We start from the raw sequence: 21,535 nt of genomic DNA on the forward strand, positions 1-21,535 counted from the left end.
TTTGTTCTTGTATCAAAATATTTTAATTGTGAAATTTGCGAATTAAAAATATCAGATATAAAAAGCCAACTAATTCATAGTTGGCTTTTTATATTATAATCTTCCGCTTAAATCACTTACTTCATTTTCACCCATTTCACCGCATCTGCCACCACCACTTGAGTGTACTTGTCGTTTCCCCATTTCTCTGTCACCTCAAACGGGGGAATACCCCGATCATCCAAAACAACACGGGATTCTCCTGCCGGTAAATCAAATTTCCCTAATGAAATCCACTCATCGGTATCGTCCCTAGTCTTCTCGATCACGATTTCTTCGCTTTCCTTCGGGGTATAGACTGTATAGTAATTTTTCATTCCCGGATAATTTGATGCGTAAGTCTCTTCCCAAGATAGTTTTTTAATACGAGATTGATAAATAAAAATCTCGTATTTGCCCGCTTCCGGAAGATTCGCTATCCACTCCGCCTTACAACTTCCATTCCCGGCAATCTTGATAAAGGCACTCTGCACCTCATCCCCGTAAACACCACCTGGGTCAAGAAACGGTCTTCCCCACGTGCTCTTCTTGAAATCCGAACCAATCCTATAGGCGTCCTCCTCTTCTTTCGTCAATCGATCTGCCAATCGCTTAAACCTGTTTCCCGACGAATCGATTAAATGAAAACCTTCGTCCTCGTTATCAACTATAATCTCCCCGAGAGGATAAAACTGATTTTTGTCAAGGGATTCGACACACTCTGCTGGAATATCCCCCTTCCACAATGGGGTACTAGGATCGCCAAACATAACTCGTTCCGGTACGCTCCTTGCGAAATTGGTAGATACAAAAAAATACAGTCTATCAGCCTCGTTGGCAATAATCCGCTTGTATTCTCCTGGTTTGACCAAGTAGCTCCGCCAATTGTCAATAATCCATTTCCCGTAATCATCTTCATAACCCCTGATTACCGAAACCAAGCCATCCACCTTACCGATATTGCCCACCTTGAAATCAACCGACTGCATATCCTCCGTCTGCCGGTATGTCAAATCCCTTATCGCCAACCGCGGTACATCATGCGTCGTGTACCAATCATCCACAAATGGTTTGATGTCCTGCCCGAAACGCTCGCGGAACCCCTCCATGAACACGTCAAAATCCACCTCTCGGAAACGGGCATTCTCGTAGAACTCCCGTGTGTAAGCGCACACCGAATTCCAACTGGTAATTGTTGTCAGGTAGGCGAGTAACTGCGAAACTTTTATGCTAATCAACTTATTGTATCCATTCGGATACTCTCCCCGGATTATTCTTTCCAATCCCTTTGCCGCAATGCTATCCAGCATCGGTGGGAATAAAATAAACTTGTCAAGCGTCGGGTTTGCTATTTTACCGAACAGCATGTCTATTCCCGCATACCTGTCGGAAGCAACACTCCAGTGGAAATCCGAGAAAAGCCGTTCTGTATGCATGCTCCTAAGGAAATTAAAAAAATCATTGAATAATATATGTTCCTGTACATTCTTTTCCCTTAGGCTATTTAGGGAAATGTCGCCTGGTTTATTGTATTTATCTATTATCCGTTCCCCGAAAAATGCCATTTCCGGCTGGATATGATTATGGAAATAATAACCATTAAGGAAAGAGGAAGGTGCCTCCACGAATTTTAGAAGCTTGAAAGGATACGGGTTAGGCATAGTTCCTTCTATAAGGTTACGGCACTTGTTTACCAATTCCTCCCAATACTCCTCCGCGTTCGGATACCCCGCTATTTCATCCATCCAACCGTCAAATGGCTTCAAGTAAAAATCATTTCCCGGGTACGTGTAGAACTCCAACGTGATGGAATCCGCCACCACCGACCGCTTCACGTAATTGCCCATGCAAAGCGACAATCCGGTTAGAGCCTGTAAATTGTGGAATGTCACTTCGTCCTGTCTCTCCTCCGGTATGCCTTGCGATAACACCATCTGCCCGTCGGGATTCTTCACGTGCAACGTGTAATCCGTGAAATTTGTTTCTTTCGACGGTTGCAAGGCTACCGGTGCCACTGCCGCCGGGTACCATAGTACCTCCGGTATAAGCAGCGTGTAATCCCCTGACACGAATGCGGAACGTTTGCCGTATCGCTCTATCTTCCCCGATTGCCGTACGGGAGCGAAATACTCATCATCATCGATATTCATCTGGTAAATATCCTCGTCAATATAACCGGTGTACTCCATTTCCAACACCACGCTATCCCCCGGAGTCAATGACCGCTCTACGACAACCACTTGTTTGTCCCTCTGAAAAGGTATTTCCCGTCCCTCAGACTCCAGTCGGCTGATTTTTAGTCCGGGATTCAGGAACAGGAGCAACTTTTCCATGTTCTTTGCTTTTCGATTCACCACCGCCATCCGGCTCTTCGCCGAGAAATTCTTATTCTCGGGCATATAGGTGATGTCATGCGTCAAGATTCTTGCCTTGGGATACGCCTCGTACTGCGAGAATATATCCCGGTACGCCTCCCGGTTCTCCCGGCGGGTCTGGAACTTATCGATGTAAATATATCCCATCCCCACGGCTAATACCAGTAACAGACCACCTGTCGCGTGATAAAACGCTTTCCGTCCCGGCACGTTGGGTAACCGCCTCGTGAAAGGAACTGCCAGACATAGTAATCCCAGCCCCAGTAACAAGAAGGTCCCCCGTTGCAATAGACACACGCCGGAATGCATAAATCCCACGATCGAGGAAAAAGCTTCCGGCAGCAGGCTTCCCCGGAAATCCAGAATCCCGTGAAGTGGCTTCGTCAGGTAAAGATACGATATGCAAAGAAACCCGGTCAGCACGAACCAGCTCACGAAAGGATGTCGCAATATTCTGTTCACCAATAACGACATCCCCGTCACGAACACGAACGTCGGCAACACATCTCTCAACAAGAAGGACAGATACACCCACGGGTTCACCGGCGAATCCGGAATAATCAAATTAATAAATAGCCAGAATGCCATGAAAATAACATCCACGACCAAAAAAGGAATGACCAGCCCCGCTAATTCCGCCCCGAAAATCTGGCTATTACTTAGTGACCGAATAGAGAGCACTTCCCGGCTATCCGCCTTCTTCCGAGCTCTCGACCTGTCGCAAGCCAGAAACACCACGACCAAAGATTGGAACAAATTCAAAAAATAGACTCCTCTCACCGGGATAGAGGATGCGAACACGATGTTCGCCCATGCCTCCTGATGAATGTCCCACGGGATTAGAAACGCCAGAGTGTAACCCAATACACCCAGGATAAAAAGACGGAACAACCAGTTCCTCCTTACTAACTTACTCTCGTAAGTAGTAGTAATTTGCCATCCTGCCATACACAACATTTTTTATTAGTACACATTTTAATAAATACTTGAATATTCTTATCTCATAAAACTTATTTTATTTACAATTGTTCGTTAATTCTATCAGCGTGATTTCCGGTCGTTGACCGATGCGTCCGGCAAAGCCGAGGTAGCCTTCGCCGCGGGAAACGTATAATTGTCGTCCATTCGTTTCGTACAATCCGTTGTATTCGGGGTAGATGTATTTTGAAGGACTCCACCGGAAGCTACCGATTTGTATCCCGATTTGCATGGCATGGGTATGGCCTGCCAGCATGAGAGCCACGGGATAGCGGATTACCTCGTCCCGCCAGTGTGACGGGTCGTGGGAGAGGAGTATCACCGTGTGTCCTTCCGTGCCTTGCAGGGCTTGTGGAAGGTTCCCGAAGCAGGGGAAAGGTGGACGTCCGCAATTCTCGACTCCGGCAAGATAAATCGTATCGGTACCGATAACGAGGGGAACATTGGTGTTGTTTAGCATGTGGAAGCCTGCCGCTTCCATGTTCTTGAAGAATTGTTTCAGGTTATCCGCCTGTTCTTCCCGGGTAGCCCATCTCACGTATGTACCGTAGTCGTGATTACCCGTGGAGGAGTAGACGCCGTATTTAGCTTTCAGTTCTTTCAATTGGTCAATCCACGGGTTCATTTCCGAGGCAAAGCTATTGACCATATCCCCGGTAAACACGATAAGGTCGGGGTTCAGCGCGTTGACTTCTTCCACGAGTTTTTTTATACCGGGATAATGCTCCCCGTAACTTCCCAAGTGCAGGTCGGTTAGTTGCACGATACGATACCCGTTGAAATTGTCGGGAAGTTCTTTAATGCATACTTGCTGGCGTTCTATTTTGTAGTTGCAGCGTCCCCACGTGATACCGTAAAAAATGACTAAAAAGGAGAATAGGGCGATGCCTAAAGCTGTTCTGCTTATAATACGGGCAGCCGGAATGCATTTTAATTTTCGTAACAGGATTGCAAATGCGTTGATAATGATATATAGTGTTTTCGGGGTATAGAAAAGTAAAATCACGGAAACGCCTTTGCCTACCCAAAAATAGGCTTCCGGTCCTTTCAACGTGGGAATAAAAAAATGGTACACGACAATACAGGCCATGAAAAACAAGGAGTGTGCCCAGAATAGACAAGTGTAAATTCGTTTTCTCAAGTAACGTCTGATTTGCAAATAGAGTAGCGAGTCATTCAGTAACACGCAGAGAAGTCCGGCGACGAGTATGAACAGTCCTGTTTTCATGTCAGTTTATTTAAAAATGAGTGTACCGAAATGTTCCGGTTGGTGAAAGTCCGGTTTGGGTGTTTTCACGGGGTGCCATGTCACGAAATGCGGGTGTGGCAATTTGTTACCGCATTTGTGGATATTACCTCGGATGGTAGTACCCGGTTTGGGTTGGAATTTATGTCTGAAAAAAACGGTGTATGGTATTTTCACCATGAGCGACCATTGATAGTAGGCTTCGTCCGGGTTCTCGTTGTTGAACTTTATCGTGGAGTCACGGAGAATATCGCTATCCAGTCTGCGGGGTATGGGTCTTCGTTTCTCCCGGCTGGTGCCGAAGGCTCCCAGTACCGTGCCGATAGCGTTGAGCTCGATGTTGTAATATCCCGTGCATTTTTCTGGTTGTATGAAAAATTCGACGCATGAGTCTTCCCACACGGGAGAGCAAGGCGTGAGCGCCGTGGCACGAAATTCATATTCCTGCACGTCGAATTTCAAGAAAAGATGGTGTTCATTGTAGGCAATCCGGAAATAAACTTCCGGCTTGTATGGATATACATCCGGCCAATTGATTTCCTTCAAGTTTATTCGGTTACATTCTCGGTCTAGGTGATAGCTTAGAGCCTGTAATGTTTCACTACTCGCTACTTCCGGAAACTTTTTTATTTCAATGATATCCATGATATGAGAGAAAATAAGACGTGTCAGGCAATTTTCACCTGACACGTCGGTATAATGTTTTAGAATAGGCCGGTAATTTTACCGTTGTTGTCAATATCTATTTTTTCCGCGGCGGGAATATCCGGTAAACCGGGCATTCGCATGATACTACCCGTGATCGGTATGATAAATCCTGCTCCGGATGCTATCTCGATCTGGCGTACGGTAACCACGAAATCTTTCGGGCGTCCCAGTAATTTCGGGTTGTCCGAGAGTGATTTTTGTGTTTTGGCGATACACACCGGAAGTTTGTCCAACCCGAGATCCATTACTTTCTTCAGGTCGGCTTTGGCCTCTGCCGAATAGTCTATCGCGGCGGCACCGTATAGTTCTTTGGCAATGGTTTCAATCTTTTTCTCCACGCTCCAGTTCCAGTCGTAGAGAGGTTTCATGCTGCAAGTGCATTGCTCTGCCACCTTGGATACCAGTCGGGCAAGGTTTTCGGCTCCTTCACCGCCTTTTGCCCAGACTTCGGCGACTTCCATGGGTACGTCCAGTGCTTTACACGTTTCGGCAAGGAATGCAATCTCTTCATCGGTGTCCGTCACGAATTTATTGATCGCTACAACGGGGCAGATGTTGAATTTCTTCATGTTCTCGACTTGTTTTTCCAAGTTGCCGATACCTTTCTTCAAGGCTTCGAGGTTCGGTTCTTTCAATTGGTCGAGTTTCATTCCCCCGTGATATTTCAAAGCTCTCACGGTAGCCACCATGACCACGGCACTGGGTTTCAATCCTGCTTTCACGCATTTGATGTCGAAGAATTTCTCTGCGCCCAAGTCAAAACCGAATCCGGCTTCCGTGACCACGTAATCGGAAAGAGTCAAGCCCATGCGGGTGGCGATGATAGAATTCGTTCCTTGCGCGATATTGGCAAAAGGACCACCGTGTATAATGGCGGGGTTGCCTTCCAGAGTCTGCACGAGATTGGGTTTGATGGCATCTTTCAACAAGGCTGCCATAGCCCCGTGCGCGTTTAAATCACGGGCGTAAATCGGTTTCTTGTCAAACGTGTAACCGATGAAGATGTTCCCGAGTCTGTTCTTCAAGTCTTCAAAGTCGTCCGACAGGCAGAGGATCGCCATTACCTCGGAAGCGGCAGTGATGTCGAATCCGGTTTCACGGGGAATACCGGCAGATGTACCGCCCAATCCCACGATGATGTGGCGTAGTGAACGGTCGTTCATATCCATTACCCGTTTCCATGTCACCGTGCGCGGGTCTATGTTCAACGAGTGGGTTTTGCTCTGTATGTTATTATCAATCAAAGCGGACAGTAAGTTATGGGCTTTCTCGATAGCCCCGAAATCGCCCGTGAAGTGCAGGTTGATGTCTTCCATGGGAACGACTTGTGAATATCCGCCCCCGGTGGCACCTCCCTTGATACCGAATACCGGACCTAGCGAGGGCTCGCGCAACACCACGGTGGCTTGTTTGCCGATGCGGTTCAATCCTTCCGTCAGACCGATGGAGATGGTCGTTTTTCCTTCACCCGCGGGGGTGGGGGAGATGGCGGAAACCAGTACCAGTTTTTTCCCGTCGATTTTTGATTTATCGATCAGGCTTAACGGTAGTTTCGCTTTATATCTTCCGTAGGGTTCCAGTAGATCCCTATCGATTCCTAACTTATCTGCGATCTCGTAGATCGGCTTTATCTGTATGGAATTGGCAATTTCAATATCTGTTTTCATACGCGTGTAGTTAATGTTATTTTAATATGAATTTTGTTGTCCCGATCTGTTGGTTGTCCGAGAACAAATCGGCAATGTATTCTCCTTTTTCCAGACTGCCGTCATTCGGCCAGAATATGGCGATTTCCAGTTTTTCGCCCTCGTACTCTATTTCGCGTCTGGCGGAATAGGTCAGCGTGGCGTTTTGGTATTTGAAAAATGATTTACTGGATGCTGCCAATACTTGTCCGTCCGGGCGGGTAATCCGCAGGTATATCATCCGGGGACCTCGTTTGGCCGTGATATTTCGGGCAAGCGAGAAGTCTGCTTTCAGTTGGAAACATCTTCTCAAGTTGGTTTCTTTGTCGTTTTTATTGACGCAGTACACTTTGAAGTTTTCAACGGATAGCGTACTTGCTTTTTCGAGGGTTTCCGCCAATTGTTCGGTTTTCTGTTCCAGTGTTTTATTCCTGTCCCGAACCCAGTCCATTTGTTTTTTCACCTCGGTGTTTTCCGCTACCAATTTCCGGTTCAGTTGGTTCAGCGAGTCGATTTGCACCACGTAACTTCTCAGAACTGTTTTCAATGTCCCGATTTCTTTCTTGTACCGGTTGATCTCGGCGTAAGAATTATTACGGAATTCTTTCATTTTCTCCATGAGCGAGGCTATTTTCTCCTGCTCGTGTGCCAATTTGTTGTTCAGTGTATCGTTATCTGTTTTTAAATTGTCGTAGTGATGACTCAAATCCGTCAATTCTTGTTGAAGTTCTTCCTTTTCGGCCGTGATGGCAACCATATTTTCCCGGTTTTCTTTTTTCTCGATCATGAAAAAGACAAAAAGGACGATCAGTATAGCGGACAGAACGCCGATGACGATGAGTAACGTCTTATCTTTCTTGCTTTTAATGAGTTGTTTTTCTTCCATATTTATATTCGGTTTTATGTTATAACAAAAGCTTGGTTATTCATTTCAACAAATATAGATATAAAACGTTATAGAACGGAGAAAGGATTAGATTTTATAAAAATTTAGCACTTGTTTTTTTGATTAAATTTTTCTAATATTGTAATCAGCGTTTTGAATATTATATTTTAAACCCTTGACAAAGCTATAATTTTAAACAGGGAGTTACTATGACGGAAGAATTTTTGCAATACGTGTGGGCGAATTCTCTTTTCACGAGCACGAGATGCCTTTCAACGAAAGGAAAAGAGGTGGAGATTTTGAATGTCGGTTTACAAAACCGGGATGCAGGACCAGACTTTTTCAACGCGAAGGTGCGGATTGGCGATGTCGTGCAAGCGGGAAACGTGGAAATTCATCAAAAAGCGAGTGACTGGTTTCGGCACGGGCACGAGAAAGACACGGCGTACGATAACGTGATTCTTTCCGTCGTGGCGGATGCCGACATGGAAGTGCGTGATTCTAAAGGCAGGGAAATAGATGCGATTACCCTTCGGTATGACGTGCGGTTATGGGATGAGTACATCTTTATGCAGGGTGTTCCCGTGGAACCTCGTTGTTACCGGAATTTGCGTCGTGTTGATCCGGTGCGTATGGATATGCTTTTCACGGGATACGCGATCGAGCGGCTGGAACGGAAATGCGGGGATATTAAACTGATGCTGGATGAAACACGGAATGATTGGGAAGATTGTTTTTACCGGATGTTGGTTCGTTACTGGTCGGGTAACGTGAATGCGGAGGCGTTTGCCCAGTTGGCACGGGATTTATCCTACAAGAAGATAATTCGTTGCAGTGATAATTTGTTTCGGGTAGAAGCCTTGTTACTGGGGTATTCCGGGTTATTGACGGGATTGGAACAAGAAGACGATTACACGATAGCTTTGCGGGAGGAATACGAGTATCAAGCGGCTAAGTTTCATCTGACTGCGATGGAACGGGCACGATGGAAGTATATGCGGATTCGTCCGACTTCTTTCCCGACGGTACGGTTGGCTCTTCTGGCGTCTTTAATGATGCGCTTCAATTTTTTGCTTTCCGCCGTGCTGGAAGCGGAGCATTTGCCGGAGGTGTATAAATTGCTGGACGTGCAGGCTTCCGACTATTGGGACTCGCATTATAAACCGGGTGTACCCGCCGCGAGGCAAGTAAAACGATTGGGGAATAGCATGAAGACCGTTATCGTGATCAATGCGATTATCCCTTTCCTTTTTATTTATGGCAGGGAGAGAAAAGAAGAACGATATTGCGATAAGGCTATTCAATGGTTGGAAGAGTTGGAAGCGGAACGCAATCACGTGACAGAGGCGTGGACGAAACAGGGTATCGGGTTGAAGTCCGCTTTACAATCGCAAGCGTTGCTTCAAATCAAGCGGGAATATTGTGACGCTCACCGGTGTTTGCATTGCAAGATTGGTGGAGAGGTGTTTCGAAGTGTCGTGAAATAATCAGCCGGGATACAATGGCTAGCCTGCCCTTGAACTAGGGGAAGTCTATATTTAGGGGTGGGTTTAAGGTGACTGTTAGGTGGCTTTTAGGCGGCATCGCCTACACTTTGCCCACACTTCGCCTGCGCTTCGCCCACGTTTTAGTAAACAATACGCTTTTTTAACATTCACGGGTGGTAATGTTTCCCGCGAAACAGAAGAGCAAGGGGATGTCAGTTTGCAGGTTACGCGAGGGGTTGATTGTAGGAAATGTATAATTGTGGGGTTGCCTGTCCCCGGGTTTTTCAAGGTATGGAAAAGGGAATGACCGATTTGTCGTGAGGTCATTCCCTTTGTACAGTTTATATATATGAAGGTGTTATTTCAACCCTTTTCTTTTCAATAGAGGCTCGATGGACGGTTCTTGTCCCCGGAAGCGTTTGTATAGTGTCATGGCGTCTTCCGATCCGCCTTTTGCCAGAATATTTTCCCGGAATGATTTTGCTTTTTCGGGATTGAAAATGTTTCCGGTTTCCTTGAAAGCCTCGAAAGCGTCGGCGTCCAGTACTTCTGCCCACGTGTAGGCGTAGTAGCCGGAGGAGTACCCGCCCGCGAATATGTGCTGGAAGTAGGGACTGCGGTAACGTACCGTGATTTCGGGAATCAGCCCGATCTTATCCAGCGTGGTTTTCTCGAATTCATTCGGGTTCACGAGGTCTGTCGTGGTACGTGTATGGTAAGCCATATCCAACAGGGCGGCAGCCATAAACTCGGTGGTGACGAAACCTTGGTTGAAATGTCCGCTCGCTTCCAGTTTGTCAATCAAGGATTGCGGGATTGCCTCACCGGTTTGATAATGGCGGGCGTATATTTTCATCACTTCGGGATCGGAAGCCCAGTTTTCCATGATTTGCGAGGGGAGTTCCACGAAATCGCGGGGAACGGATGTTCCGGATACCTTATTATATGTACATTGAGATAACAACCCGTGAAGCGCGTGCCCGAACTCGTGGAAGAGGGTTTGTGCCTCGTCGAAACTGAGTAGGGCGGGTACGTCTTCCCCGGCAGGTTTGGTGAAGTTGCACACGTTTGTGATGACGGGGGATACTTTTTTACCCAAAGCTGACTGTTTCCGGTAGGAGTTCATCCAAGCTCCAGAACGTTTGCTTTCTCTCGGGTGGAAGTCCATGTATAGGATACCGATATGATCGCCGTTGGCTTCTTTTACCTCGAACGCTAGTGCGTCGGGGTGGGGGACGGGAATATCCGCTCGTTGCGTGAAGGTGATACCGAATAGTTTGTTGGCGGTATAGAAGGCTCCTTCTCTCACGCTTTCCAGCGGGAAGTATTGGCGGAGTTCGTTTTCATCCAACCCGTATTTGCTCTTTTTCACTTTCTCCGCGTAATAACGCCAGTCCCAAGGTTGTAATTTGAAGTTTTTACCTTCCTTACGAATCATACGTTGAAGTTCGGCTGCCTCTTTTTTGGCAATCGGTAGAGCTGCTTCCCAGATTTGGTTGCACAAGTTGTAAACGTTCTCCGGGTTTTGTGCCATGTTATTGTCAAGGATAAAGGCGGCGTGGGTGTCGTAACCCAGCAATTGCGCTTTTTGTACCCGCAAAGAGGTCATCTTGGCGATGATTTCCTTGTTATCGTACTCGTTGTCGTTGTTGCAACGATTAATGTATGCCTTGTAGATTTTTTCTCTCAAATCACGGTTGTCGGCATATTGCAAGAACGGGATCATGCTCGGGTTGTGGAGCGTGAAAACCCATTTGCCTTCCAGTCCGGCGTTTTTCGCTGTTGCCGCTGCCGTGGCTATCACGTTGGCGGGAAGACCGGACAAGTCTTTCTCGTTGTCGATAACCAGTTTGAAGGCGTTGGTTTCGTTCAGAAGATTTTCGCCGAACTGCAGGCTTAACACGGATAACTCGCTGTTCAAGCGTTTGTATGTCTCTTTGTCTTCGGGGGAGAGGTTTGCACCACCTCGCACGAAGTCTTTGTAGTATTTATCCAATACGGTCAACTGTTCCGGGGTGAGATTTTCTTTGTTCCGGTTTTCGTACACGGTCTTGATGCGTGCGAATAGCTTGTCGTTCAAGTTAATGGCATCCCTGTGGGCGGTTAGCTTCGGGGTGATTTCCTTGGCGATGGCTTTGATCGAATCATTCGTGTTGGCACCTTGCAGGTTCCCGAAGACGGAAGCTACCTTGTCGAGCATTTCCCCGGATGCCTCGAGGGCGTCGATCGTGTTTTTGAAAGTAGGTGCTTCCGGGTTGTTGATAATCGCCTTGATTTCAGCTTGTTGCTGTTTCATCCCTTCCTCGTAAGCCGGAATGTAGTGTTTGTTTTTAATTAAATGGAAGGGCGGAACCTCGTGAGGGGTTTCGTACGCGTTGAAAAATGGATTTTCATTCTTCACTTGCCCTGATTGGCAGGATTGCATAGCCAATCCCACGCAACAAACTAAGTAAGTGATTTTCTTCATTCGTAAAATTTTAATTGGTTATTGATTAAGGTTTGCAAATTGTCATTTGCAAGTTACAGGTTGCAGGTTGGCAGGTTACAAGTTATGGTGTGACTTGAATTGACTTGCTACTTACAAATTGTAACGTCACGCGTTTGCGTGCGACAAATATAATAAAAGTTTGCAAATTATCATTTGCGGGTTATAGGTTACAAGTATTATGGAATACCTTTTATTAACTTGTAACCTGCAAACCTGTAACTTGTAACGTCACGCATTTATGCGTGACAAAATATACAAGTAAATGATTTTCTCGCTATTTTTGTGTGCTTAATAAGATTTTGATGTTATGAGTGTAAAAGAGAATGTAGCAACATTTGTCACGAAGTTGCCTAAGGTTATATTATTGTGCGTGATTGTTTATTTGATTTCGTTGAATTTCAAGAGCGCAGAGGAGAACAAGGGAGAGGATGTGAAGACGGAAACAGAGGTTGTTCCCTTGGATGAAGTGAAGAAATATTTTCCCGCTTGCACGGGTATCGAGAAAGTCAGTGAGGTGCGTTATGACGTGAAGAATAACGGGGACGTGATAGGTAAATTGATCGTGACGACGCCGATAGCCGACGATCTGATCGGTTATTCCGGGAATGTACCTTTATTTCTGGCCGTGTCCGGGGAAGACGTGATTTTAGGACTTACTTTATTAAATCATAGTGAGTCACCCGGTTTTATCCGTCAGATAACGAGGAAAAATTTCTTCTCGTCATGGGACGGTAAGACATTGGAGGAAGCGGCAGAGATGAACGTGGAAGCCGTTAGCGGTGCCACGATGACCACGGATGCCGTTCGGGGAAGCGTGAAGAAAGCGTTGAATTTTTATTTCGAGCGTGACGGGGGCGGACGGCATACGGATTGGTTGAAACTGGTTCGTCATGCTTTGGGGGGATTGGTAGTGCTGTTGGCTCTGGCCAGTATGTTCTGGGGAAGCCGGATGAAGAAGTGGCGATTGCCGTTACAGGTGGCTTCCATTCTGATTCTTGGTTTTTGGAGCGGGTATTTCGTTTCGTTCGAGTTGTTGTTCAACTGGTTGTTGAACGGGATTCCTTGGGGGGCGCGTGTTTTATTACCCGTGATCGCCGTGTTGGCGATAGTATGTCCTTTGTTTCTGAACAAGGCGTATTATTGTGCTTATCTCTGTCCGTTCGGGGCGGCTCAAGAAGTGATGGGAAAAATCCGCAAGAAAAAAATCGTCCCGAAGGGTATTTGGAAAAATATTTTCAAATATACCCGGGTTACCTATTTTATGGTGATCATCGCTTTGTTATTGTGGGGAATCCCGCTGGAATTGGCGTCTTTGGAACCTTTTTCCGCGTTTCTGTTGACGGCGGCATCGAGTTGGGTGATCGCGCTTGCCGTGGTATTTTTAATCTTGTCAATATTTTTTTCTCGCCCGTGGTGTAATTATTTTTGTCCCACGGGAGAGTTGTTGGATATTTTGAGAAAGGGCGATACAAAGGCAAACCCGGAGAGATGGAAGAAGGTGTTTCGGGAATGCTTGGCGTTGGTGATTTTCTTGGGAGTATTGTATTTTATCTTACAGTAAAAAAATATTGAAACTTTTTTATCAAAACACTTGATTGTTTGAATTAAAAGTGCGTAATTTGCATCCTGTTTGGAAAGCGTTTATAAAATATTGAGAGAGATGTCAAGAATTTGTCAAATAACTGGAAAGAAAGCGATGGTTGGTAACCATGTTTCTCACTCTAAGAGAAGAGTAAAGAGAACATTCGAGATCAACTTGTTTAAGAGAAATTTTTATTGGCCGGAAGAAGAAAGATGGGTACGTTTGAATGTATCAGCTGCCGGATTGCGCCTTATCAACAAGAAAGGTATCAATGCTTGCTTGAGAGAAGCTACTGCCAATGGTTTAGTTAAGAACGTATAAAGTAAGAAGAGATGGCAAAGAAGAGCAAAGGAAATAGAGTACAGGTGATTTTGGAGTGCACGGAGCATAAAGAATCCGGTATGCCGGGAACTTCTCGTTATATCACTACCAAAAACAGAAAGAACACACCCGAGAGAATGGAGTTGCGTAAATACAACCCGATTCTGAGAAGAGTAACTTTACACAGAGAAATTAAATAATTAAGCTATGGCAAAGAAAGTTGTTGCAACATTAAAAACAGCAGATGGTAGGGGATTCGCGAAAGTGATCAAAATGGTAAAATCTCCGAAAACCGGTGCCTATACTTTTAAGGAACAAATGGTTCCCAACGAACAGGTAAAAGATGCCTTGAAAAAGTAAGATTTTAAATCTTCATATATGAAAGGAGCGTCGTGAGATGCTCCTTTTTCTGTATATAGATAAAATATTTGTTCCCGTTGGAAAAAAAATTCGGTAAAAGAGTAACCTATTTGAAATCTCCCCGTAAAAGAACACATATTAGCGATCAAGACACAAGAAATGATTGCTAAAATTGAAAGAGTTAGTTTGAAAGATTGAAAAAATAAATTTCCTCGATTTTTTTTCGGGAAATAATGAAACCTTTCTTTTTCGGCGACGTTAAAGAGAGTATATTAGATGATGAACTTATGATTTATTTTTAGCTGTTATTAGATTGAATCATCTAGCATAAAAGAGAGGGGATAGCTTTGACTATGGTTTAAGCTGATTTTCTGAGAGAGTTCTTAATGGTACTGGAATATGTTCTACGGGACACCACGCACACACACCACACACACAGACGCACGCACACACACACATACAACATCTTTTCGTCAGTCCCAATATATTCCATTTAAGACTTACAGGGAATCCCTCCTTTTTTATTTATGATTTTAGATTTATGATTTAGTGTGTATATAACCCTTTTGGATTCATAGAATTTTTAACCTTTTCATTTCCAGTTTTCGGTATTTCCAATGTCAATTTTTAGTATCTTTGTAAGTCAGTTTTTAAGGCCAAGGAAAATTCATGGATTACAGAGAAGAAGATAGCAATATAGCCATATATGGTGCCAGAGAGCACAATTTGAAAAATATAGATTTAACGATACCTCGCGATAAGTTGACGGTAATTACCGGGTTAAGCGGTAGTGGTAAATCGTCGTTGGCATTCGACACGATTTATGCCGAGGGACAACGTAGGTATCTGGAAACCTTTTCCGCTTATGCCCGTCGTTTTTTGGGTGGAATGGAGCGTCCTGACGTGGATAAGATCACGGGATTAAGCCCGGTGATCTCTATCGAACAGAAGACGACGAACAAGAATCCCCGTTCTACCGTGGGTACAACCACTGAAATTTACGACTTCTTGCGTTTGCTGTATGCCCGCGCGGGAGTGGCTTATTCTTATGCCACGGGAAGCAAGATGGTGAAATATACTGACGAGCAGATACAGGAGTTATTACAGAAAGATTTCGAGGGGAAGCGTATTCTTATATTGGCTCCCGTGGTGAAGGGACGTAAAGGACATTACCGGGAGTTGTTCGAGAATATGCGGAAGAACGGGTTTATTTCAGCCCGCGTGGATGGAGAGATACGGGAAATCACGATCGGGATGAGCGTGGATCGTTACAAGATGCACGATATTGAAATCGTGGTGGATAAAATCGTGATGGAGCAAGTTGACCAGAAGCGCTTGAAAAACTCCGTGGCGACAGCGATGAAGCACGGTAAAGGGGTGATGACGGTAAAAGATTACGAGAGCGACGAGATAAAATATTACAGCCGCCATTTGATGTGCCCGGACACGGGTATCTCTTATAAAGATCCGGCGCCCCATACTTTTTCTTTTAACTCTCCTCACGGGGCGTGTAAAAAGTGTAAGGGATTGGGATACGTCAATCAAGTGGCGATGGATAAAATCATACCGGATGATTCGCTTTCTATTTATGCCGGGGGTATCCTGCCCTTGGGGAAATATAAAGGATCTCTTATATTTTACCAGATTGAGACGATATTACGGAAGCATGGTGCGGATATCAAGCAACCGATTCGGGATTTACCGGAGGAGGCTCTGACAGATATTTTGTACGGTTATCCGGGACAGTTCCGGTTAGAGAATGCCGAGATCGGGGTATCATCCAATTTCCTGACGACTTACGAGGGAATTTTGAAGTACGTGACCATGCAGGAAGAGAATTCCACTTCCAAGAAAGCCAACAAATGGGCGGAACAGTTTATCTCCGTGGCGACTTGCGATGTTTGTAACGGGCAACGGTTGAATCAGGAGGCTTTGCATTTTCGGATAAACGGGAAGAACATTGCCGAATTGGCAAATATGGAATTATCCGACTTGTACGAGTGGATTTGTGACGTGGAGGTACATTTGGAAGAGAAACAGAAACAGATAGCCGGGGAGATTTTGAAAGAGATTCGTACCCGCTTGAAATTCATGTTGGACGTGGGATTGGAATATCTTTCTCTGAATCGGCAGTCGATGACGCTTTCGGGGGGAGAATCCCAACGTATCCGTCTGGCAACGCAAATCGGTTCGCAGTTGGTGAACGTGCTTTATATTCTGGATGAGCCGAGTATCGGGTTACACCAGAAGGATAACCGGAAATTGATTCATTCCTTGCAGGAATTGAGAGATAACGGTAATTCCGTGATTGTCGTGGAACATGACAAGGAGATGATGGAGAATGCCGATTATATCGTGGATTTAGGTCCCAAGGCAGGACGGAAAGGGGGAGAGATTACGGCTATCGGAACTTATTCCGACGTGCTGAAAAGTGATAGCCTGACGGCGCAATACTTGAACGGAGAGAAGGTGATTGCCGTGCCGGCGGTTCGGCGTGAGGGGAACGGGAAGAAGATTACCTTGAAAGGTTGTACCGGGAATAACTTGAAAAACGTGAGTGCCGATTTCCCGTTAGGTAAGTTTATCTGTATCACGGGTGTGAGCGGTAGCGGTAAATCATCTTTGGTAAACGGTACGTTGCACCCGATATTGAGTGCTCATTTTTATAATTCGTTGACGACGCCTTTACCTTACGAGTCGATCGAGGGGATAACCAATATAGATAAAGTGGTCGTGGTAGACCAAAGTCCGTTGGGGAAGAGTCCCCGTTCGAATCCTGCCACTTACACGGGACTTTTTACTGATATTCGTAAGATATTCGAGAAGTTGCCGGAATCACAGATTCGGGGATACACGGCAGGGCGTTTCTCGTTTAACGTGAGTGGCGGACGATGTGAAGAATGTAAAGGGGCGGGGGTGAAAACGATCGAAATGAACTTCTTGCCGGACGTGTACGTGCATTGTGAAGCCTGTGACGGTAAACGTTACAATAAAGAAACTTTGGAAGTCCGTTACAAGGGAAAGTCGATAGGTGACGTGCTGAATTTAACGATCAATCAGGCTGTCGAATTTTTCGAGAATCTGCCTCATTTGCAATTGAAGTTGAAAATGTTGCAGGATGTAGGTTTGGGATATATCAAGATCGGACAGCCTTGCACGACGTTGAGCGGGGGAGAGTCGCAACGTATAAAACTGGCCACGGAATTATCCAAGAAGGATACGGGAAGAACCTTGTATATACTGGATGAACCGACGACCGGGTTACATTTCGAGGATATCAATATCCTTTTAGGGGTACTGCAAAAGTTGGTGGATAAAGGGAATACCGTTATCGTGATAGAGCATAATCTCGACGTGATAAAAGTAGCGGATTATATTATCGATATGGGTCCCGGTGGAGGTAAAGCAGGCGGTACAATCGTGTGTACCGGAACCCCGGAGGAAATTGCCAAGAATAAAAAATCGGAAACCGCTCCTTTCTTGCGGGAAGAATTCGGTTAGTGATTCATTTTATCTTCTTGAAAAAACGGCGCCACACGTAATCTTTCGTGTACGGGTCTTTCGAGGTGAGAATGAAAGAGGCTTTGCCCACTATAAAATCTTCGGGGATGGGACCGATGTAGCGGGAATCACGGGAGTCGAAAACTTTGTCACCGGCGATAAAATACCAGTTTTTCCGGAAAGTGTATTGTCGGATAAGGCTGTCATCAAGATAGATTTGTCCTCTTCTGATGTAGAGAGGGGTTTGGGTTTCGTGGGTGATTATTCTTTGATACAGGGAGTAATTGGACGTGTCGATCGGGATGGTACTTCCCGCGGCAGGGATGTAAAAGGGACCGAAGTTTTGAATGTTCCAACCGTGACGGGTATCGAAAGGGAAAGTGCGGTAAATTCCGTCGGCATAATCTCCTCGGTAGCGGTGCAAGCGTTGTTGATCCTGCATATTGCCGTAACCGCTTTTGCCGTTCACGAAATTGATGCCTTCCCGGATAGACAGCGTGTCGCCCGGCAAGCCGATACAACGTTTCACGTAAAAAGTTTGCGGGTCCATTTCCCATTCCCCGTGTTGATTATACTTGGGAAAGTTGAAGACGATCACGTCGTTTCTTTCCAGAGAACCGTATCCCGGAACCCTTACCGTTTCCGGTCGTGCCCCTTCCAGAAAATCAAAGTTTTTATAGAAGCGTGCTCCCATGTACAGCTTATTCACGACAATAAAGTCACCCGGCTCGATGGTCGGGTACATTGAGTCGGAAGGAATACTGTAAAAATCCACGATAAAAAACCTCATGATAGCGGCAATCACGATAGCTAACAGGAATGCCCCGACGTATTGCAATATGTTCTTGACAACTTTTTTCATTTCTTTATGGAGATAAAAATACGTTCTAAATAGTAATAAAACAAGGGAATCACGTACAAACTGACTAAAGTCCCGATCGTCATACCCGCGATCAGGGTAACGGACATGGAGCGTTGTAATTGTGAACCGATATCATTTCCCCATAGCATGGGAACAATGGCCAGTATAGTCGTGAGGCTGGTCATGAGAATAGGTTTCAAGCGTCGTACCCCGCCCTCGTGAATGGCTTCTTCTAAAGGGACACCCGAACGTTGCAACCGGTTGATCGTGTCTATTTTCAGAATGGAATCATTGATAACGATACCGCTCATCACCACGATACCGATCATGGACATAAGATTCAGTGATATACCGCATATCCATAATACCAGCATGGTGAAAGCGATATCCAACGGTATTTCGATCAACAGGATCAAGGGTAAGGACAAGGACTCGAATTGTGCCGCCAGAATAAAATAGAGCATCAGTATGGCGACGATGATGACCATCACCATTTCCCACAATGTTTCTTGTCCGGAAAAATATTGCCCGTCGAATAGGGTATTCAATTTCTTTTTGCCCGCTTCTTCACGTATTTGATTGATGATCCGGGCTGTGGAGTCACCGACATTATAGATATTCATGGGAACGACCACACCTTCTTTGCGACCGATAATACTCTTGTAATCGAGCTCTTTTTTCATGCGAGTCAAGGCGGCAACGGGAATATCCAGTTGGTCACCATTGCTCACGAACGAGGAGCGGATGATGTCCAGTATCGTTTTTTCTTCTCCCGATATGACGATTGGGACATAACGATTGCCCGTGTTGAGCTTCCCTATATTCATTTTACTGATATTCTTTTCGAGTACATTAATCAGTGAAGATTGGTTCACTTTGTAGAGTGCCAGGCGGTCGGGTAAAATTTCCACCACGATTCGTTCGGAAGTACTCGGTTTGTCTAGTTTTAAGCCCGGCATCAGGGAATCGATATGCTCGATAAAAGCGTTGATCGTGTCGAGTTCGACGATTCCTCTCCGGGATTCCCCGCTAAGGTAGACAATCAAGGGGACATCACTGTCTTTAAACAACTGCTCGAAAAGGTTATCCACTTCCTCGATATCCACTTTGGCTGCCGGGTAAGTGGATTTGATATAGTTTCTGATGTTTTTCACTGTTTTGTCCAATTCGTGGGCGTTTCCCGTGCGGATGTAAAATTCTGCCTCGTTCGTGTTTTGGTTCTTTTCCCGGTTCAAGAAGAATAATTTTTCTCCGGCGTGGCAACTGATCTCTTCGCATTCTCCTTCAAAGCGTTTGATAATATCCTTTACCCGGGATTCGTTTTCTTCCATGTGAATACTTGCGTTCCAGTCCGTGCGGAGGATCATTTCGTTTGTTTCAATAACGGGCATTCGTTCCACTTTTAACTGCATGGCAATCATTGTTCCCGCGATTAACGTGATAAAACATCCGACAACGATCCATCTCTTGTGGTGGAAAACGACGTGAAAAATAGTCGTGTAATAGTCTTCAAGGTGTTTGAAACTGACGTGTTGTATAAAACGAGTGATTTTCCCCTCCCCGGCATTCCGGAATAAAAGGTGGAATACCACGGGGACTATCGTGATAGACACGAAGAATGAAACAAACAATCCGATGGCGACAGCCATAGCCTGATCGTAGAATAGAGCCCCGGCGATACCGCTCATGAAAATCAAAGGTACGAAAATGGCACAGGTAGTCAGAACCGACGAGAGGAGGGGAGTGATGATCTCGTTCGTTCCGTCCACGCAAGACTGGAGTAGTGATTTACCCCGGTTCCGGTGTTGATTGATGTTGTCAATGGTGATGATCGAGTTGTCGACCATCATGCCCACGCCCAAGATAAGTCCCGATAGAGAGATCGTGTTTATGGATATCCCGATGATTTGGAAGAAGAACATCGTGATAACCACGGATACGGGTATGCTGATGGCGATGATAAGTGGTGAGCGGGCATCCCTTAGAAAAAACAACATGGCTACCACGGCGAGCAAAATTCCTTGCCAGAGACTTTGGATGAGATTGTCAATCGAGTAATTCAACAACTGGGCTTGATCCCTTGAAACGGTAAACTCCACGTCCGGGTATTCTTCACGGAATTGTTCGAGCAAGCTGGTTACTTTTTCTTTCATTTCCGACATCCGGGCGTTTGATTGCTTGATTACGGCAAGGCATAGTGACTGGCGGTCGCCGTTGAAGAATATACCTCTTTTTTCCCGGGGACGTATACCTATTTGTGCCACGTCTTTTATTTGTAACAGTCGTCCGTTGATGTTCAAGTATACTTCTTGCAGTTCTTCCGGCGACATGATTTGCGAGGCAAAACTGATGCTGTACTGGTAATACCCGTCTTTCACGGAGAGATTCCCGGATACTTGATTGTTGTTGTCTATTGCCGTTTTCAGTTGGTCTTGGGTTATTTTCAAACTTCTCAATTTTGTTTCGTCAGGCAGGATATAGAGTTCCGGGGAATACATTCCGCTGATATCTACCATGGCGATGTCTGTCAGTTGTTCCAGTCTTTTTTTCAACACGGCATCCGTGAACTCGCAGAATTCCAAGAATTTTTCTTCCGATTCGTATTCCTTCAGGTTGATGTTTATATAGAATACCGGGAGGTCGGACGTCGACGCTTTGATGATAATGGGACGTTGTACTTCCTTGGGAAGGCTGTTCACGCTGGCGTCCACCTTTTGATTTACCTCGATGAAAGCGTAATCGAGTGAGGTGCCGTACTCGAATTTCATGGTGATCAACCCGCTTCCTTCTTTCGATTCCGTCTGAATTTCCGTTAACTTGGGGATTTGCTGCAATTGGTTTCTCAAGCCCGCCGTGATGGTGTTCTCGATCTCGCTGATAGAAGCGTTATCCCACGTGTAATGAATGGTAATCTCCGGGATTTCGATATCGGGCATCAACGACACCGGTAACCGGAACGATGCCACGATTCCCAGCACGATAAAGGCTATCGTGCTCATAATGACTGCTACCGGGCGTTGTATTAGAAAGCGAACCAT

14 protein-coding genes are annotated in these 21,535 nt (G+C 45.6%); 6 read left to right on the plus strand and 8 right to left on the minus strand.

The genetic code is table 11. From position 1 onward, the window contains the following. Positions 1 to 116 precede the first annotated feature (116 nt). The 5 genes from ACK8P8_RS02335 to ACK8P8_RS02355 form a co-directional block, all read right to left on the minus strand. A complete protein-coding gene (locus ACK8P8_RS02335) occupies positions 117 to 3,341 on the minus strand; it encodes a hypothetical protein (RefSeq protein ID WP_369860069.1) in 3,225 nt (1,074 codons plus the stop codon). Between the two features lie 67 nt (positions 3,342 to 3,408). Beyond that, positions 3,409 to 4,599 (minus strand): metallophosphoesterase, encoded by a 1,191-nt coding sequence (locus ACK8P8_RS02340; protein ID WP_369860070.1) that lies wholly within the window; start codon positions 4,597 to 4,599, stop codon positions 3,409 to 3,411. 6 nt (positions 4,600 to 4,605) lie between these two features. After that, the gene (locus tag ACK8P8_RS02345; RefSeq protein ID WP_099292658.1) at positions 4,606 to 5,262 is read right to left on the minus strand and encodes a carbohydrate-binding family 9-like protein; all 657 of its coding nucleotides are present in this window, start codon (positions 5,260 to 5,262) and stop codon (positions 4,606 to 4,608) included. A gap of 59 nt (positions 5,263 to 5,321) precedes the next feature. Then, the gene (locus ACK8P8_RS02350) at positions 5,322 to 6,992 is read right to left on the minus strand and encodes a formate--tetrahydrofolate ligase (protein WP_099292657.1); all 1,671 of its coding nucleotides are present in this window, start codon (positions 6,990 to 6,992) and stop codon (positions 5,322 to 5,324) included. 16 nt (positions 6,993 to 7,008) lie between these two features. Continuing rightward, positions 7,009 to 7,896, minus strand: coding sequence for a coiled-coil domain-containing protein (locus ACK8P8_RS02355; protein WP_099292656.1), 888 nt, complete (start codon positions 7,894 to 7,896; stop codon positions 7,009 to 7,011). A gap of 209 nt (positions 7,897 to 8,105) precedes the next feature. Between ACK8P8_RS02355 and ACK8P8_RS02360 the strand changes: the two genes are divergently transcribed. After that, the gene (locus ACK8P8_RS02360; protein ID WP_410025509.1) at positions 8,106 to 9,383 is read left to right on the plus strand and encodes a DUF2851 family protein; all 1,278 of its coding nucleotides are present in this window, start codon (positions 8,106 to 8,108) and stop codon (positions 9,381 to 9,383) included. A gap of 358 nt (positions 9,384 to 9,741) precedes the next feature. On the opposite strand, the gene ACK8P8_RS02365 is transcribed toward ACK8P8_RS02360, so the two are convergent. Continuing rightward, entirely contained in the window at positions 9,742 to 11,850 is a 2,109-nt protein-coding gene (locus tag ACK8P8_RS02365) for a M3 family metallopeptidase (RefSeq protein ID WP_303179806.1), read from the minus strand. Between the two features lie 328 nt (positions 11,851 to 12,178). Here ACK8P8_RS02365 and ACK8P8_RS02370 point away from each other — a divergent pair, with 328 nt between their 5' ends. From ACK8P8_RS02370 to uvrA, 5 genes are all read left to right on the plus strand, one after another. Then, positions 12,179 to 13,432: a 4Fe-4S binding protein gene (locus tag ACK8P8_RS02370; protein WP_410025510.1), complete on the plus strand. Its 1,254-nt coding sequence runs from the start codon at positions 12,179 to 12,181 to the stop codon at positions 13,430 to 13,432. A 99-nt stretch (positions 13,433 to 13,531) separates the two neighbouring features. After that, complete coding sequence (gene rpmB / locus ACK8P8_RS02375; protein WP_099292652.1) at positions 13,532 to 13,774, plus strand: 50S ribosomal protein L28; 243 nt, start codon at positions 13,532 to 13,534, stop codon at positions 13,772 to 13,774. Between the two features lie 11 nt (positions 13,775 to 13,785). Beyond that, positions 13,786 to 13,974, plus strand: a complete 189-nt coding sequence (gene rpmG / locus ACK8P8_RS02380) for a 50S ribosomal protein L33 (protein ID WP_018336620.1) — start codon at positions 13,786 to 13,788, stop codon at positions 13,972 to 13,974. A gap of 7 nt (positions 13,975 to 13,981) precedes the next feature. Further along, on the plus strand, positions 13,982 to 14,134 hold the full coding sequence (locus ACK8P8_RS02385) for a DUF4295 domain-containing protein (protein ID WP_099292651.1): 153 nt from the start codon (positions 13,982 to 13,984) through the stop codon (positions 14,132 to 14,134). 669 nt (positions 14,135 to 14,803) lie between these two features. Next, entirely contained in the window at positions 14,804 to 17,635 is a 2,832-nt protein-coding gene (gene uvrA, locus ACK8P8_RS02390; protein ID WP_410025512.1) for an excinuclease ABC subunit UvrA, read from the plus strand. A gap of 4 nt (positions 17,636 to 17,639) precedes the next feature. On the opposite strand, the gene lepB is transcribed toward uvrA, so the two are convergent. Beyond that, the gene (gene lepB / locus ACK8P8_RS02395) at positions 17,640 to 18,497 is read right to left on the minus strand and encodes a signal peptidase I (protein ID WP_410025513.1); all 858 of its coding nucleotides are present in this window, start codon (positions 18,495 to 18,497) and stop codon (positions 17,640 to 17,642) included. Further along, on the minus strand, positions 18,494 to 21,535 hold the full coding sequence (locus tag ACK8P8_RS02400) for an efflux RND transporter permease subunit (RefSeq protein WP_410025514.1): 3,042 nt from the start codon (positions 21,533 to 21,535) through the stop codon (positions 18,494 to 18,496). Before ACK8P8_RS02400 ends, lepB begins: the two co-directional genes overlap by 4 nt.

Origin of the sequence: Butyricimonas muris, assembly GCF_046365375.1 — a bacterium.
Lineage (GTDB): Bacteria > Bacteroidota > Bacteroidia > Bacteroidales > Marinifilaceae > Butyricimonas > Butyricimonas muris.